This window comes from Streptomyces malaysiensis subsp. malaysiensis (assembly GCF_040653035.1).
Lineage (GTDB): Bacteria > Actinomycetota > Actinomycetes > Streptomycetales > Streptomycetaceae > Streptomyces > Streptomyces malaysiensis.
This window is the reverse complement of the sequence record NZ_JBEZNG010000020.1, coordinates 122,769-136,880: the sequence shown is the minus strand read 5'-3', so window position 1 is coordinate 136,880 and position 14,112 is coordinate 122,769. Positions and strand designations below refer to the sequence as shown.

Genomic DNA, 14,112 nt, shown 5'->3' with positions numbered 1-14,112 from the left:
CGGGGCCGGGGCCCGCCCGCCGGGTGCGGCCCCGGCGGCCGGGTCCTCAGCCGGTCCAGGACCATTCGGCGACCTCGGGCATATCGGTGCCGTGCTCGCGGATCCAGGCGTGGTGGCGGGTGCGGGCGTCCTGCATCCGCTGCCGTACGGCCGTGGCGCGCACCGCGAGCCCCGGGGTCCGGTCGATGACGTCCATGACCAGCCGGTAGCGGTCCAGGTCGTTGCGGACCACCATGTCGAACGGCGTGGTGGTGGTGCCCATCTCCACATAGCCGCGCACATGGAGGTTGGGGTGGACGGCCCGGCGGTAGGACAGCCGGTGCACCAGCCACGGATAGCCGTGGTAGGCGAAGATGACCGGCCGGTCGCGGGTGAACAGGGCGTCGAACTCATGGTCCGTCATCCCGTGCGGATGCTCCTCCTTCGGCAGCAGCCGGGTCATGTCGACGACATTGACCACCCGCACGGACACATCGGGCAGATGGCGGCGGAGGATCCCGGCGGCCGCGATGACCTCCTGGGTGGGCACATCGCCCGCGGCGGCCAGCACCACATCCGGCTCCCCCGCGCCGTTCTCGGTCCCGGCCCATTCCCAGGTCCCGGCGCCGCGGGCGCAGTGGGCGCGCGCCTGGTCGAGGTCGAGCCAGTCGAAGCAGGGCTGTTTGCCCGCGACGACCACATTGACGTAGTCCCGGCTGCGCAGGACGTGGTCGGCCACGCTGAGCAGGGTGTTGGTGTCCGGCGGCAGATAGACGCGCACCACTTCGGGGCTCTTGTTGAGCACATGGTCCACGAAACCGGGGTCCTGATGCGAGAAGCCGTTGTGGTCCTGGCGCCAGACATGGGAGGTCAGCAGGTAGTTGAGGGAGGCCACGGGGCGTCGCCACGGCAGTGAGCGGGACACCTTCAGCCATTTGATGTGCTGGTTGACCATGGAGTCGACGATGTGCACGAACGCCTCGTAGCAGGAGAAGAGGCCGTGCCGCCCGGTCAGCAGATAGCCCTCCAGCCAGCCCTGGCAGACGTGCTCGGAGAGGATCTCCATGACCCGGCCGGTCCGGCTGAGGTGCTCATCGGTGGGGAGTACGGCCTCCTGCCACGCCTTGCCGGTGGCGCCGAAGAGGGCCTCCAGCCGGTTGGAGGCGGTTTCGTCGGGGCCGACCACCCTGAAGTCGCGGCGGGCGGCGGTGTCCTCCATGACCTTCTCCAGCAGCCCGCCGAGGACCCGGGTCGGCTCGTGCATGGTCGCACCGGGCTTGTCCACGGGGACCGCGTACCGCTCCAGGGCGGGCACCGGCAGCGAGCGCAGCAGCCGTCCCCCGTTGGCGTGCGGATTGGCGCCCAGACGGCGGTCGCCCTCCGGGACCTCGGCCAGGACGGCCGGCCGGGGCCGCCCGTCGGCGTCGAAGAGCTCCTCGGGGCGGTACGAACGCAGCCAGCGCTCCAGCTGGCGCAGATGCTCCGGGTTCTCCCGGACGCCCGGCAGGGGCACCTGGTGGGCGCGCCAGGTGCCCTCCACGGGAAGCCCGTCGACCTCCTCGGGCCCGGTCCAGCCCTTGGGCGTACGGAGCACGATGACCGGCCAGCGCGGCCGCTCGGCGATGCCCTCCTCGCGGGCGGTGCGCTGGAGCAGGGTGATCCGGTCCAGCGCCTCGTCCAGGGCGCGCGCCATGATCCGGTGCACCGCGAGCGGTTCGTCCCCGGTGACGTGGATCGGTTCATGGCCGTATCCCCGCAGCAGTTCGTCGAGTTCGGGCTCGGGCAGCCGGGCGAGCACGGTGGGGTTGGCGATCTTGTACCCGTTGAGGTGGAGGATCGGCAGCACGGCGCCGTCGTGGACCGGGTCCAGGAACTTGTTCGCATGCCAGGAGGCGGCCAGCGGGCCGGTCTCGGCCTCGCCGTCGCCGATGACGCAGGCGACCAGCAGCCCGGGGTTGTCCAGCGCGGCCCCGTAGGCGTGGGCGAGGGAGTAGCCCAGCTCACCGCCCTCGTGGATGGAGCCGGGGGTCTCGGGGGCGACATGGCTGGGCACCCCGCCGGGGAAGGAGAACTGCCGGAAGAGCCGGGCCATGCCCTCGGTGTCCCGGCCGACGTCCGGGTAGATCTCGGAGTAGCTGCCGTCCAGCCAGGAGCCGGCGAGCACCGCGGGGCCGCCGTGGCCGGGGCCCCAGACGCAGATGGCGTCCAGGTCGCGGTCCTTGATGACGCGGTTCAGATGGGTGTGGACGAGGTTGAGCCCGGGTGAGGTGCCCCAGTGGCCCAGCAGCCGGGGCTTGATGTGGTCCGGGCGCAGTGGCTCGGTCAGCAGCGGGTTGGCCAGCAGATAGATCTGGCCCGCCGCGAGGTAGTTGGCGGCGCGCCAGTGGGCGTCCAGGGCGCGGATCCGGTCGTCGGCGAGCCCGCTCACCGGCGAGCCCGTCGTGGTCGGTGCGTCTGGCATGGACCTCTCTCCCTCATGGTGTCCGAATGTCCCCTCGTGGTGTCCGGTTACCTGCCCGCCGGTCACTCCCCGCCGTGCGTCCGGCCCCGCTCCGGCACGATCACCACCGGACAGGGTGCGTGGTGCAGGGCCGCGTGGGCGATGCGGCCGAGCTGCAACCCGACGGTGCGACCGTGGCCGCGGCAGGCGCCGAGGACCAGCAGATCGGCGGTGGCCGCCGCGTGGAGCAGCGCCTTGCGGGCCGGTCCCTCGACCGTCTCGGCGTGGACGCTGACCTCGGGGTGGTACCGGCGGCAGGCCCGCAGGGCGTCGCCCAGCGTCCGCTCCGCCCGTGACCAGTGGGCACGGACCGGGTCCCCCTCCAGCAGCAGATCATCCGTGACCTCACCGGCCGGGGCGCGCCAGGCCCGTACGGCCTCCAGCGTGCGGTGGCCCACCGCGGCCTCGCGGAAGGCGAACCGCGCCGCGGCCGACCGGCCGGCCGCCTCACCGGGCTCGCCCACGCCGAGCACGATCCGGCCGAAGGCGCCGCGCCGGTTGGGCTCGCCGCCGCGTACGACGGTCACCGGGCAGGTGGCACGGGCGGCGACCGCCAGGCTCACCGAGCCCAGCAGCAGCGCGGCGAGTTCACCGCGCCCGCGGCAGCCGACGACCAGGCCCGAGGCGTCCTGGCCGGCGCTCAGCAGCGCGGCCACCGGGTCCTCCGGCAGCACCTCGGCGGAGATCTTCACATCCGGTCCGCACCGGCAGGCGCGCTCCGCGGCGGACGCGGCGATCTCCTCGTCCCTGACCAGCTCCCAGGGGCGCCGGGGGTCGGCGGCGGGTGCGGCGCCCTCGTACCGCTCCCACAGCGAGGCGTGGACCAGCCGCAGCGGCACCCCGTGCCGGGCGGCCGCGCCCACCGCCCAGTCCACCGCCTGAAGGCTGTGGTGCGAGCCGTCGACGCCCACCACCAGGGGAAGCTCCACCGATTCGCACCACCTTCCGCACAGCGGTTCCCGCGCCGTCCCGACGCCTCTCACCCTCGCGCCCGTCCGGGACCCGGCGCGAGGGGCGATTAGGCCCCGACGGGGGTCGTTCGGCCCAGGGCGCGCGGGCGGGCCGAACGGCCCCGAGCGCACCCCGGGCAGCCCAAGAGGGCGGCCGGGGCGCCGTCCCACGCTGGGAGCGGATCGGGGAGGACGGATGAAGCACCGCAAGATCGGTAACGTGATGACCGACGACGTCGTCCGGGTGAGCTCCATGACCTCGTTCGACGAGGTCGGTGCGCTGCTCGCCCGGCACCGGTTCAGCGGGCTGCCCGTGGTGGACGAGGACGACAAGGTGGTCGGCATGATCACCGGGACCGATCTCAGCGAACCCGCCCCGACGGCCGGACAGCTGATGTCACGCCCGGCGGTCACCGTGCGCCCCCAGGACAGCATCGTGGACGCGGCCCGCGCGATGGAACGCCATCGCGTCGAGCGGCTTCCGGTGGTCGACGAGGAGGACCGGTTGATCGGCATCGTCACCCGCCGGGACCTGCTGCGGGTCTTCCTCCGCGCGGACGACGAGATCCGCGCCGAGGTCATCGACGAGGTGCTGGTCCGCTCGCTGTGGCTCGGCCCGCAGTCCGTCGTGGTCACCGTGACCGACGGGGTCGTACGGCTGGAGGGGCAGCTGGACCGGCACAGCGAGATCCCCATCGCGGTCCGGATGACCGGACAGGTGGACGGCGTGGTGGCCGTGGTCGACCGGCTCACCTACCGGTTCGACGACTCCGCGGGCCGGGGAGGTGCGCGGCGATGACCCACCCGGCCAGGCCGGTGCGGGGCGGCCGGGTGGTGGTGGGCCTGGACGGGTCCGACAGCGCCTGGGCCGCGCTGGACCAGGCGGTCGCCGAGGCGCGGCGCCGTGAGGCCACGCTGGAGATCGTGCACGCCTGGCCGTGGGGCCGGGCCGACCCGCTCGCCTTCGACACCGACAGCGAACCGTCACGCCCCGCCGTCGAGATCGCCAGGACCGTGCTGCGACTGGCCGTGTCGCGGGCCAGGGAGCAGGATCCACAGCTGCGGATCGTGCCCACCCTGACGGCCCAGGACGCGGTGCCCGAACTGCTGCGGATCGGCGAGGACGCCTCGCTCATCGTCATCGGCACCCGGGGGCTGGGCGGCTTCACCGGTCTGCTTCTCGGCTCGGTCAGCCTGCGGCTGGCCGCCCACACCCGGCGCCCGCTGCTGGTGGTGCGCGGCGGGCCACCGGCGGCGTACGGGCCAGAGGGCCACGGCAAGGTGCTGGTCGGCGTGGAGAGCGGCGCGGACGCGCCGGCGGCCCGCTTCGCCTTCGAGGAGGCGCGCTGCCGCCGGGCCCGGCTGCGGGTGCTCTACGCCTGGCCGCGGCCACGGGTCTTCGCGGGCGATCATGCCCTGCCCGCCCGCGAGATGGTGGCGCTGCGCGCCGAGCGCGAGCAGACGGTGGCCTACGCCATGGTGGCCAAACTGCGCGAGGAGTTCGGGCAGATCCGGGTGCGCGAGCACACCACCCACAGCGCCCCCGCACAGGCGCTGATGGAGGCGTCACGAGCGGCGGACATCCTGGTGCTGGCCGTACACCGGCGAACGCCCCGCCTCGGCATACAGCTGGGCGCCGTCACCCACGCGGCACTGCACCATGCGCACTGCCCGGTGGTGCTGGTCCCGGTCGAATAGGGTCCCGGAGATCGCTTGATGTATCAGTTGCACCAGATCAAGCATTTTCGAGAAGGGGGTACCGAACCCCCGGCGCCCGCACTCCGGAGGGGCTCCGACCACCAACCACAGAAGCCGCCACCGGCGCCACGCCCCACCGGCCCGTCACCCGGCGCCGCGGCCGCGCCCCGGCACCCCCTGCCCCGCTGCTCAAGGCGCCGAAGGCGCGAAACGAGACCCGCACCCGGCGGACGGCAGACGACACCCGGCAGACCACAGACCACAGACCACAGACAGCACACAGCACACAGCCGGACCGCATCTCCGGGCCCCTCCCCTGGCCGTGGAATGGGCCGTATGACCTGGTCTCCGGGCCCTCCCCGGGACCGGTCGGCCCTGTCGGCGGGGGCCCGGCCATGGTCCGCTTGAATTGGCACCGGGGGCATCCGGCAGACGCGGAGAAGCGGAGACCCGAGTACCGCGCACCGCGCAATCAGGGCCCGCGAGAAGTGGGCGCCCCCGGCGCCGCGCCTCGGACCGGGCACCTTCCGGTGGTGACCGGGGCGGTGCCCAAAGGGCCGTGGCTGTCGTGAGGGCACGCGCGCGGGCCGCCAGGGCGGCGCTCGCTCATGCGGCACCGCGCGCGGTCGGCCGCCGGCGGACGGCGGACCGAACGCCCCGCAGGTGAGCCGGGGCCCGAGGTGTCCGAGGTGCCGAATGGGCCTGCCGGGAAGGAGGCAGCGATGGCGCGCCCCGTGACCGTCGGACTGGACGGTTCCCCAGAGAGCCTGGCTGCCGCCGGCTGGGCGGCCCATGAGGCCCGTTCGCGCGACGCCCCGCTGCGGCTGGTGAACGCCTGGCCCGTGCCCGATCAGAAGGAGCTGACACCGGGCCGGGAGGCGGCCTGGCAGTACTGGGCCGAACGCGCGCTGCGCTCGGCGCGCGCCGAGCTGGACGCCGACCACCCGGACATGGCGATCCTCACCGACCAGATCCCCGGTATGCCCGCGCCCGTACTGCTGGCCGAGGCGGAGCGGGCGCAACTGCTGGTGGTGGGGTCTCGTTCGATCGGGGCGGTCGCCGGCTTCTTCCTCGGCTCCGTCGGCCTCGAGCTCGCCGCACGCTCCGTGACGCCCGTGGTCCTGGTGCGGGCGGACGGGCGCGAGGAGCGGCACGGCGATGTGGTGGCCGGGGTGGAGCCGGGCGAGCCGTGCGACGACATCCTGGAGTTCGCCTTCGACGCCGCGGCCCGGCGCGACGGTGTGCTGCGGGCCGTGTACGCCAACCGGGTCCCCGCGATCCGGGGCGACGCCCCCTGGGTGGTGGACGTGGGGCTGTGCGATGCGCGCGAGGAGGCGGAGCACTCGCTGGGCGAGGTGCTGGCGCCGTGGCGGGACAAGTTCCCCGAGGTGCGGGTCTTCGAGGAGGTCGCGTCGGACAGCCCGGCCCGGCGGCTGGTGGGCGCGGCGGCGGGGACGGCGCTGATGGTCGTGGGCCGCGGACCGCGCCGGGTGGGGTTCGGCCCCCGGCTGGGGCCGGTCACCCAGGCCGTGGCGCACCACGCCGCCTGCCCCGTCGCGGTCGTGCCCCAGCGATGAGCCCCCGTCCGGCCACGGGAACGGGACACCGCGCCACACGCCCAGGCGGCGGGGAGCAGCGGCGGAAGCCGAAGACAACCGGAAGCCGAAGACGACCGGGAGCCCAAGACAACCGGAAGCCCAGGACAACCGGAAGCCGAAGACAACCGGAGGCGACCGAGGCCGCCGGAGGAAAGGGAAACGGCCATGAAAGCACTCGTCTTCCACGGGCCGGAGCAGTCCTCCTGGCAGGAGGTGCCCGACCCCGAACTCGAGGCCACCACCGACGCGATCGTCCGGATCGACACCACGACCATCTGCGGCACCGATCTCCATATCCTCCGCGGCAAGCAGCCCGACGTCGAACCCGGCCGGGTGCTCGGCCACGAAGGGGTGGGCGAGGTCGTCGAGACCGGTACCGACGTCCGTGGGATCCGCCCCGGCGACCGGGTGCTGATCTCCTGCGTCTCGGCCTGCGGTCACTGCCGCTTCTGCCGGGAGCGCGGCTACGGACAGTGCCGTGGCGGCGGGGGCTGGGTGCTGGGGCGCACGGTCGACGGCACCCAGGCCGAGTATGTCCGGGTGCCGTTCGCCGATCTGTCCACCCATCCGCTCACGAGTACGGCCGAGGGCCATGACGCCGTACTGCTGGCGGATGTCTTCCCCACCGCCTACGAGGTGGGCGTCCTCAACGGCCGGGTGGGGCCGGGCGATACGGTCGTGGTGGTGGGCTCCGGGCCCATCGGGCTGGCCTCGATCGCCACGGCGCAGTTCTTCTCCCCCGGCCGGATCATCGCCGTCGACCCGGACCCGGCCCGGCTGGACGCCGCCAAGCGGGTCGGCGCCGACGCGGTGGCGGACTCCGCCGAGGACCCGGAGCGGCTGGTCGACGATCTCACCGAGGGGCTCGGCGCCGATGTGGTGATCGAGGCCGTGGGGAGCCCGCAGTCCTTCGAGACCTGTACCCGGATGGTGCGGCCGGGCGGCCGGATCGCCAACGTCGGGGTGCACGCCCGGCCCGTCACGCTGCACCTCGAAGATCTGTGGATCAAGAACGTGACGATCACCACCGGACTGGTCGACACCTACTCCACCGCCACTCTGCTCTCCCTGCTGGCCGCCGGGCGGCTGCCCGCGTCCACCCTGATCACCCATCTGTTCGAGCTGGACCAGATGGAGGAGGCGTACGACGTCTTCGCCCACGCGGCCGACACCGGCGCTATCAAGATCGCGGTCGGCGAGTGCGCCCGCCCGCTGGTGGCCCGGGGGAAGTGAGCGGGGAGGTGACGCGCATGGCAGCGCCCATCACGGTCGGCGTCGACGGATTCGCCGAGAGTCCGCCGGCCGCGCACTGGGCGGCGCGCGAGGCGCTGCTGCGCGATCTGCGGCTGCGGCTGGTCCACGCCTGGAACCCGCCGTCGCCCGGGGCCCCGACCCTCCCCCACGAGGACGATCAGAACTACTGGGCGCAGCGGCTGCTGACCGACCTGGTGGGCGAGTTGCGCGACGCCCATCCGGGGCTGCGGGTCTCGGCCGAGCTGGTGCCGCGCGAGACCGTGTCCGCGCTGCTGGGCGCGGCCCGGGACGCCGAGATGCTGGTGCTCGGCTCACGCGGCCGTGGCACCCCCGGCGGTTTCCTCCTCGGCTCGACCGGCCGCCATGTCCTGGCACAGGGCGAACGGCCGGTGATCATGGTGCATGCCGACGACAAGCCGCTGACCGCCGATGTGACCGTCGGGGTGACCCTGCGGGGGCCGAACGAGGAGACGCTGCGGTTCGCCTTCGACGCCGCCGCCCGGCGCGGCGGAGTGCTGCGCGCCGTACACGCGAGCGGGCCGGGGAACGACGAGACGGGGAACGATGAGACGGGGGACGAGAGGGCGGAGGCGGAGCGGGCGCTGGACGCGGCGCTGCGCCCCTGGCGGGAGAAGTACCCCGGCGTGACGGTGGCGCAGGCCCTGACCGCGGAGCGCCCGGCGCTCGGTGTGCCGCACACCGCGCGGGGCGCCGGGCTGCTCGTGCTGGGCCGGGAGAAGACCGAGCCGGGCCCGGTCGCCCATCTGGGCTCGGTGATCCACGCGGCGGTGCACCACGCGCCGTGTCCGGTGGCGGTCGTCCCATGCGGCTGATGTGCGGAGGGAGGCGGGAGTGACGATGTCGGAGGCGATGGTCACCGACCTCTACGAGGCGACGATGGCCCTGTCGTATCTGCGCGAGGGCATGACCGGCCCGGCCACCTTCGACCTCTACGCCCGCGACCTGCCGCCCGAGCGGGGCTTCCTGGTGGCTGCGGGCCTGGAGCCGACGCTGGACTGTCTGTCCGGCTTCCGGGTGGAGCCCGAGGACGTGGAGGCGTTCGCCGTGGCGATGCGTCGTCCGTACGAGGACCTGGAGCCCCTGCTGGGGCTCGGCTTCGACGGCGAGGTGCGGGCGGTGCCCGAGGGGCGGATCGTCCTCGCCGGGGAGCCGCTGCTGGAGGTGACCGCGCCGCTGCCGCAGGCCCAGCTGATCGAGACGTATCTGCTGGGGCAGCTGAGCCATCAGACCACCGTCGCCTCCAAGGCGGCCCGGTGCGTGCTCGCCGCGGCGGGGCGCCCGGTGGTGGACTTCTCGCTGCGCCGCACCCACGGCCCCTGGTCGGGGATGCAGTCGGCGCGGCTGAGCGCGATGACCGGGTTCACGGCGACCAGCAATGTGGCGGCGGCCGCCGCGTACGGGATCGAGGCCACCGGGACGATGGCGCATTCGTACATCGAGGCGTTCCCGGACGAGGAGACCGCGTTCCGCGCGTTCGCCCGTACCCACCCCGGCCCGGTCACCTTCCTGGTGGACACCTATGACACGGCGGCCGGAGTGGCCACCGCGGCGCGGGTGCTGCGCGAGCTGGCGTCCGGGCCCCGGGGCGCGATCCGGCTGGACAGCGGCGACCTGGGCGAACAGGCGGTGCGGGCGCGGCGGATCCTCGACGCGGAGGGGCTGCCTGAGGTGCGGATCGTGGCGAGCGGCGGGCTCGACGAGTACGCCATCGAGAAGCTGATCCGGTCGGGCGCGCCGATCGATGTCTTCGCCGTGGGCACCCGGATGGGGGTGTCGGCCGACGCCGCCTACCTCGACACCGCGTACAAGCTGGTGGCCTACGACGGGAAACCGGTGATGAAACTGTCCTCGGCCAAGGCCACGGCCCCCGGGGCCAAGCAGGTGTGGCGCCGCGCCGGCTACGCCGATGTGATCGGCGAGCGGGACGAACTTCCGCCCCACGGCGGTACGCCACTGCTGGAGACCGTGATGCGCGGGGGCCAGCGGACCGAAGCCCCCGACACCCTCGACCGCGCGCGTCGGCGGTTCGACACCGATCTCGCGGGGCTGCCGCCGCACGCCCGGCGGATCCGCCACCCGGTCCCGCCCCGGCCGGCCACCTCCGCCGGGCTGGCCCGGCTGGCGGGGCGGGTGCGCGGCGGGATCGAGCACCGGCTGGCGGCCGGTGGCGAGGCGGGCGGAAGACAGGCAGCGTGACCTAGGAGGATGCCGTGCCCGGGAGTGCCCACATCGTGAGTGATGTGATGACCCATACCGTCGTCGCCGTCGGCCGCGAAGCGCCGTTCAAGGAGATCGTCAGAACGCTGGAGCAGTGGCGGGTGAGCGCCCTGCCGGTGCTGGAGGGCGAGGGCCGGGTCATCGGCGTGGTCTCCGAGGCGGATCTGCTGCCCAAGGAGGAGTTCCGCGACAGCGACCCGGCGCGGGTGGCGCAACTGCGCGACCTGCCCGGTATCGCCAAGGCGGGCGCGGTGACGGCCGATGAGCTGATGACGTCCCCCGCCATCACCGTCCACGCGGGCGCCACGCTCGCCGAGGCCGCGCGGATCATGACCCATAAGCGGGTCAAGCGGCTCCCGGTGGTGGACGAGGAGGGGCGGCTGGAGGGCATCGTCAGCCGCGCCGATCTGCTGAAGGTGTTTCTGCGGCCGGACGACGACATCGAGGAGGAGGTGCGCCGCGAGGTGGTGACCCATCTCTTCCCGGCCGAGGGGGAAATCGTCCGGGTGAGCGTGAACGAGGGCGTGGTCACCCTGACCGGACGGGTCAAGGAGGCCGTTCTCATCCCGGCGGCGGCCCGCCTGATCCGGGCGATCGAGGGCGTGGTGGACTTCGACAACCAGCTCACGGCCGCGCCCCATACGGCCCAGCGGCGGTAGGGCCCCATCCGGCGGGGCCACGCCGTGCCGGGCGCGGCGACGCCGAGACGGCACGGCACGGTCCCCGACACGACACGGTCCCCGACACGACATGGTCCGACCCTGCGGCCGGGGGCCCGGCCGCAGGGTCGGACCGCCCGAGGCGGTCCCGCCGCCCCCGCGCACCATGGCGGCGACCCATCGAGCAGGCGGCGCGGCACCGAGCGACGCCCCCGGTCGGCGGGGGCCGGGGCACCGAGCGATACCCCCGGCCGCCACCGGAAAGCGCCCCGGCATCGGACAGCGACGGCCCCGGCAACGTCAGTCACCGAGGCCACGGGCTCACAGCACAGCCGGGCACGGCCGACACACCACCGGATGCGGTGACTCCGACACGCACCCCGCCACCGGGGCAACGCACACACGCACACACGCACGAAGACCAGGTCCGGACACCGCTCCGCGTCACCGGATGTGGCGGCTCCAGCGCGGGCCGACCTCGGCCCAGGCGCGTCCCCACTCCTGGGTGCGGGCGCGGTCCAGCCGCCAGCGCACCACACCGCGTCCGGCCAGCGACACCGCGCCCACGCCCGCCGCGGCGGACGTCCCGGCGAGCACCGCGCGGGTGGCGATCTGCTCGGGGGTGGGCGGCCGCTGGACCAGCCGGCCCCGACCGTCGGTCCAGACCTCCGTGGCGGTGCCCGCCTTACTGCTTTCGTGGACCCGCGCCGTACCGGTGTGGACGGCGCCGTCCGGGCCGGTCCACCGCACGACCGCGCGTACCACGCCGGTGGTGGACCCGTCGGCGGCGGGCTGTGCGGCGGGGGCGTTCTCCTTCAGCACCGCGGGCACCCGGTGCCGGTCCGCCCGCTCCTGCCGCAGTGACGCGTCCACGGCGGTACCCGCGGCCACCCCGGCCGCCGGGCCGCCGACCGCCATCACCAGGCCGGTGACGAGCACGACCCACGCCTCGATCACATCCGAGCGGCGTCTGAGCGGGTTGCGCCGCCACCGCCACATCCGCCGCCCCCGCACTTCCGTGCCCATGCCGTGACCGTCGCACGCGCGGGGAGGGCGGGACGAGGGCCGGGCAGCCCCCTTGGGGGCCCGTTCGGCCCTGGTACCGCCCTGACCTGCTGCGCCAGGATTTTCCACCGGGGGACGGGCGGACGGCGGACGAACAGTGCGAGAGCCCATGACCGAGACACGAGCGACACCGGCGACGCCCATCAGGGTGTTCGTACTCGACGATCACGAGGTGGTCCGGCGCGGACTGCACGATCTGCTGGACGCCGAACCGGACATCGAGGTGGTCGGCGACGCCGGAACCGTCGACCACGCGCTGGCCCGCGGCCCGGCGCTGCGGCCCGACGTGGCCATCCTGGACGTCCGGCTGCCGGACGGGGACGGCATCACGGTCTGCCGTGAGCTGCGCTCCCGTATGCCGGATCTGGCCTGTCTGATGCTGACCTCGTTCGACGACGACGATGCCCTGCTGGACGCGATCATGGCCGGGGCGGCGGGCTATGTGCTCAAGCAGATCAAGGGATCGGACCTGGTCTCGGCGGTGCGCACGGTGGCCTCCGGCCAGTCGATGCTGGACCCGGCCACCACCGCACGGCTGATGAGCACCCTGCGCGGTGACACCGCCCCGCAGGAGCCCAGGGACGAGGTGCTGGCCGGGCTGTCCCCGCGCGAGCGGGAGATCCTGGTGCTGATCGGCGACGGGCTCACCAACCGGCAGATCGGCAAGCGGCTCTTCCTGTCCGAGAAGACCGTCAAGAACCACATCTCCCGGCTGCTGGCCAAGCTGGGCGTGGAGCGCCGCATCCAGGCGGCGGTGCTGGCGACCCACTCGGCCCCGCACCCCGCCGACGACCACCCGGGCTGAGCCGGGGTCCGCCGCACGGGGCCGCGGGGCCCCGCCCGTACCACCGACGCGCCCGACCACCGCCCACCACCGACGGCCCACCGCCGCCGACCCCCACCACCGCTGACGGTCCACCGGCGAGGAGAAGACCCATGCAGCCCGCAACGCTCGACGCGGCGATCCTGGAAAAGCTCATCTCCGCGGCCGTGGCCGCTCCGTCGATGCACAACACCCAGCCCTGGCGCTACCGGCTGAACCCCGAGACCGTCACCCTGGAGGTCCGGGCCGCCCTCGATCGGGCGCTGCGGTACGCCGATCCGATGGGCCGGGCGCTGACCGTCTCCGCCGGGGCCGCCGTGTTCAATCTGCGGGTCGCCGTGGCCCACTTCGGCTGGGACCCGGTCGTCCAACTGCTGCCGTACCGCTCACAGCCCGATCTGCTGGCCACGGTGCGCCTGACCGTGGCGTCCCGCGACGGCGCCGGGCGCCACGGCGATCCGCACCCCGATCTGTACGACGTCATCTGGCGGCGGCACAGCAGCCGCTCCCCCTTCTCCGGGCGCCGGCTGCCACCACGGGTGCTGTGCGAACTGACGGAGGCGGCGCGGGCGCACGGGGCCACGCTGTGGCCGGCGGACCCCGAGGAGACCGCACGGCTGCTGCGACTGACCGCCGAGGCGGAGCGGCGCGCCGCCGGGGATCCGCGCCGGCTGGCCGAGAGCCGCGACTGGATCCGCGACACCGGGCCGTACGGAATCCCCACGGCCGCCCTCGGCCCACGGGACGCCACCGGACGGGTGCCGATGCGTGACTTCCGCGGCCCGCTTCCGGACGCGCGCCAGGGGGGCGATCCGCCCGCCGCGGAGTTCGAGAGCCACCCGACCATCGCCGTACTGGCCACGGACCAGGACCGGCGCACCGACTGGCTGCGGGCCGGGCAGGCGCTGGAACATGTGCTGCTGCTGGCGACCTCGCACGCGGTCCGGGCGTCCCTGCTGCACCAGGCGCTGGAGTGGTCGGATCTGCGCTGGGCGCTCAACGACGAACACCGGGCACCCGGCCATGTGCAGATGCTGATCCGGCTGGGGTACGGACCGGTGGGACCGGCCACTCCGCGCGGCGGGGCGACCGAGGCACTGGACCGAGGCCACTGACACGGCACGCCCCTCACCCACTACGCGACAAAACCCTCACACCCCACACCAGGTACCCGCCCACCGATGCCAGCACCAGCACCAGACAGCAACCCACCACACCAGCAGCCACCCACCGGCACCGGCGGCGCCCACCACACCGACAAGCCACCCCACCACACCAGCGACCCCCAACCACACCAGCGACCGCCCACCCACCGCGCCGGCAGGCGCACCGCACCGGCCGACCGCGC

At 74.0% G+C, this 14,112-nt stretch carries 12 protein-coding genes; 9 read left to right on the top strand and 3 right to left on the bottom strand.

The features are described from left to right. Positions 1-46: 46 nt before the first annotated feature. A complete protein-coding gene (locus AB0E24_RS32295; RefSeq protein WP_359382318.1) occupies positions 47-2,440 on the bottom strand; it encodes a phosphoketolase family protein in 2,394 nt (797 codons plus the stop codon). Between the two features lie 62 nt (positions 2,441-2,502). Then, positions 2,503-3,408, bottom strand: coding sequence for a universal stress protein (locus tag AB0E24_RS32290; protein ID WP_359382316.1), 906 nt, complete (start codon positions 3,406-3,408; stop codon positions 2,503-2,505). 217 nt (positions 3,409-3,625) lie between these two features. On the opposite strand from AB0E24_RS32290, the gene AB0E24_RS32285 reads away from it, so the two are divergent. The 7 genes from AB0E24_RS32285 to AB0E24_RS32255 all read left to right on the top strand — a co-directional run bounded on the left by AB0E24_RS32285 (position 3,626) and on the right by AB0E24_RS32255 (position 10,876). Further along, complete coding sequence (locus tag AB0E24_RS32285; RefSeq protein WP_359382313.1) at positions 3,626-4,228, top strand: CBS domain-containing protein; 603 nt, start codon at positions 3,626-3,628, stop codon at positions 4,226-4,228. Beyond that, positions 4,225-5,127 carry a universal stress protein gene (locus tag AB0E24_RS32280; RefSeq protein ID WP_359382310.1) on the top strand — a complete coding sequence of 301 codons (903 nt, stop codon included), beginning with the start codon at positions 4,225-4,227 and terminating at the stop codon, positions 5,125-5,127. The genes AB0E24_RS32285 and AB0E24_RS32280 overlap by 4 nt, the downstream gene beginning before the upstream one ends. Before the next feature lie 722 nt (positions 5,128-5,849). Then, on the top strand, positions 5,850-6,704 hold the full coding sequence (locus tag AB0E24_RS32275) for a universal stress protein (protein ID WP_069867251.1): 855 nt from the start codon (positions 5,850-5,852) through the stop codon (positions 6,702-6,704). 186 nt (positions 6,705-6,890) lie between these two features. After that, entirely contained in the window at positions 6,891-7,958 is a 1,068-nt protein-coding gene (locus AB0E24_RS32270; RefSeq protein ID WP_359382307.1) for an alcohol dehydrogenase catalytic domain-containing protein, read from the top strand. Positions 7,959-7,975: 17 nt separating this feature from the next. Next, complete coding sequence (locus AB0E24_RS32265) at positions 7,976-8,812, top strand: universal stress protein (RefSeq protein ID WP_232637702.1); 837 nt, start codon at positions 7,976-7,978, stop codon at positions 8,810-8,812. Positions 8,813-8,837: 25 nt separating this feature from the next. Continuing rightward, positions 8,838-10,196: a nicotinate phosphoribosyltransferase gene (locus tag AB0E24_RS32260; protein ID WP_359382411.1), complete on the top strand. Its 1,359-nt coding sequence runs from the start codon at positions 8,838-8,840 to the stop codon at positions 10,194-10,196. Between the two features lie 14 nt (positions 10,197-10,210). Beyond that, positions 10,211-10,876 carry a CBS domain-containing protein gene (locus AB0E24_RS32255; protein WP_174883061.1) on the top strand — a complete coding sequence of 222 codons (666 nt, stop codon included), beginning with the start codon at positions 10,211-10,213 and terminating at the stop codon, positions 10,874-10,876. A 444-nt stretch (positions 10,877-11,320) separates the two neighbouring features. Here the strand turns inward: AB0E24_RS32255 and AB0E24_RS32250 are convergent, their stop codons facing one another. After that, a complete protein-coding gene (locus AB0E24_RS32250; RefSeq protein WP_359382303.1) occupies positions 11,321-11,902 on the bottom strand; it encodes an Rv1733c family protein in 582 nt (193 codons plus the stop codon). Positions 11,903-12,050: 148 nt separating this feature from the next. Between AB0E24_RS32250 and AB0E24_RS32245 the strand changes: the two genes are divergently transcribed. Together AB0E24_RS32245 and AB0E24_RS32240 are read left to right on the top strand one after the other, a co-directional pair. Next, on the top strand, positions 12,051-12,746 hold the full coding sequence (locus AB0E24_RS32245) for a response regulator (RefSeq protein WP_069867256.1): 696 nt from the start codon (positions 12,051-12,053) through the stop codon (positions 12,744-12,746). A 131-nt stretch (positions 12,747-12,877) separates the two neighbouring features. Continuing rightward, positions 12,878-13,879, top strand: coding sequence for an Acg family FMN-binding oxidoreductase (locus AB0E24_RS32240; protein ID WP_359382300.1), 1,002 nt, complete (start codon positions 12,878-12,880; stop codon positions 13,877-13,879). Positions 13,880-14,112: the final 233 nt, after the last annotated feature.

What these genes read in the sequence shown, in the direction of transcription:
- AB0E24_RS32260 (WP_359382411.1), top strand. Translation starts at nt 8,838, where the DNA reads ATGTCGGAGGCGATGGTCACCGACCTCTACGAGGCGACGATGGCCCTG.
- AB0E24_RS32295 (WP_359382318.1), bottom strand. Translation starts at nt 2,440, where the DNA reads ATGCCAGACGCACCGACCACGACGGGCTCGCCGGTGAGCGGGCTCGCC.
- AB0E24_RS32285 (WP_359382313.1), top strand. Translation starts at nt 3,626, where the DNA reads ATGAAGCACCGCAAGATCGGTAACGTGATGACCGACGACGTCGTCCGG.
- AB0E24_RS32265 (WP_232637702.1), top strand. Translation starts at nt 7,976, where the DNA reads ATGGCAGCGCCCATCACGGTCGGCGTCGACGGATTCGCCGAGAGTCCG.
- AB0E24_RS32270 (WP_359382307.1), top strand. Translation starts at nt 6,891, where the DNA reads ATGAAAGCACTCGTCTTCCACGGGCCGGAGCAGTCCTCCTGGCAGGAG.
- AB0E24_RS32245 (WP_069867256.1), top strand. Translation starts at nt 12,051, where the DNA reads ATGACCGAGACACGAGCGACACCGGCGACGCCCATCAGGGTGTTCGTA.
- AB0E24_RS32275 (WP_069867251.1), top strand. Translation starts at nt 5,850, where the DNA reads ATGGCGCGCCCCGTGACCGTCGGACTGGACGGTTCCCCAGAGAGCCTG.
- AB0E24_RS32280 (WP_359382310.1), top strand. Translation starts at nt 4,225, where the DNA reads ATGACCCACCCGGCCAGGCCGGTGCGGGGCGGCCGGGTGGTGGTGGGC.
- AB0E24_RS32240 (WP_359382300.1), top strand. Translation starts at nt 12,878, where the DNA reads ATGCAGCCCGCAACGCTCGACGCGGCGATCCTGGAAAAGCTCATCTCC.
- AB0E24_RS32250 (WP_359382303.1), bottom strand. Translation starts at nt 11,902, where the DNA reads ATGGGCACGGAAGTGCGGGGGCGGCGGATGTGGCGGTGGCGGCGCAAC.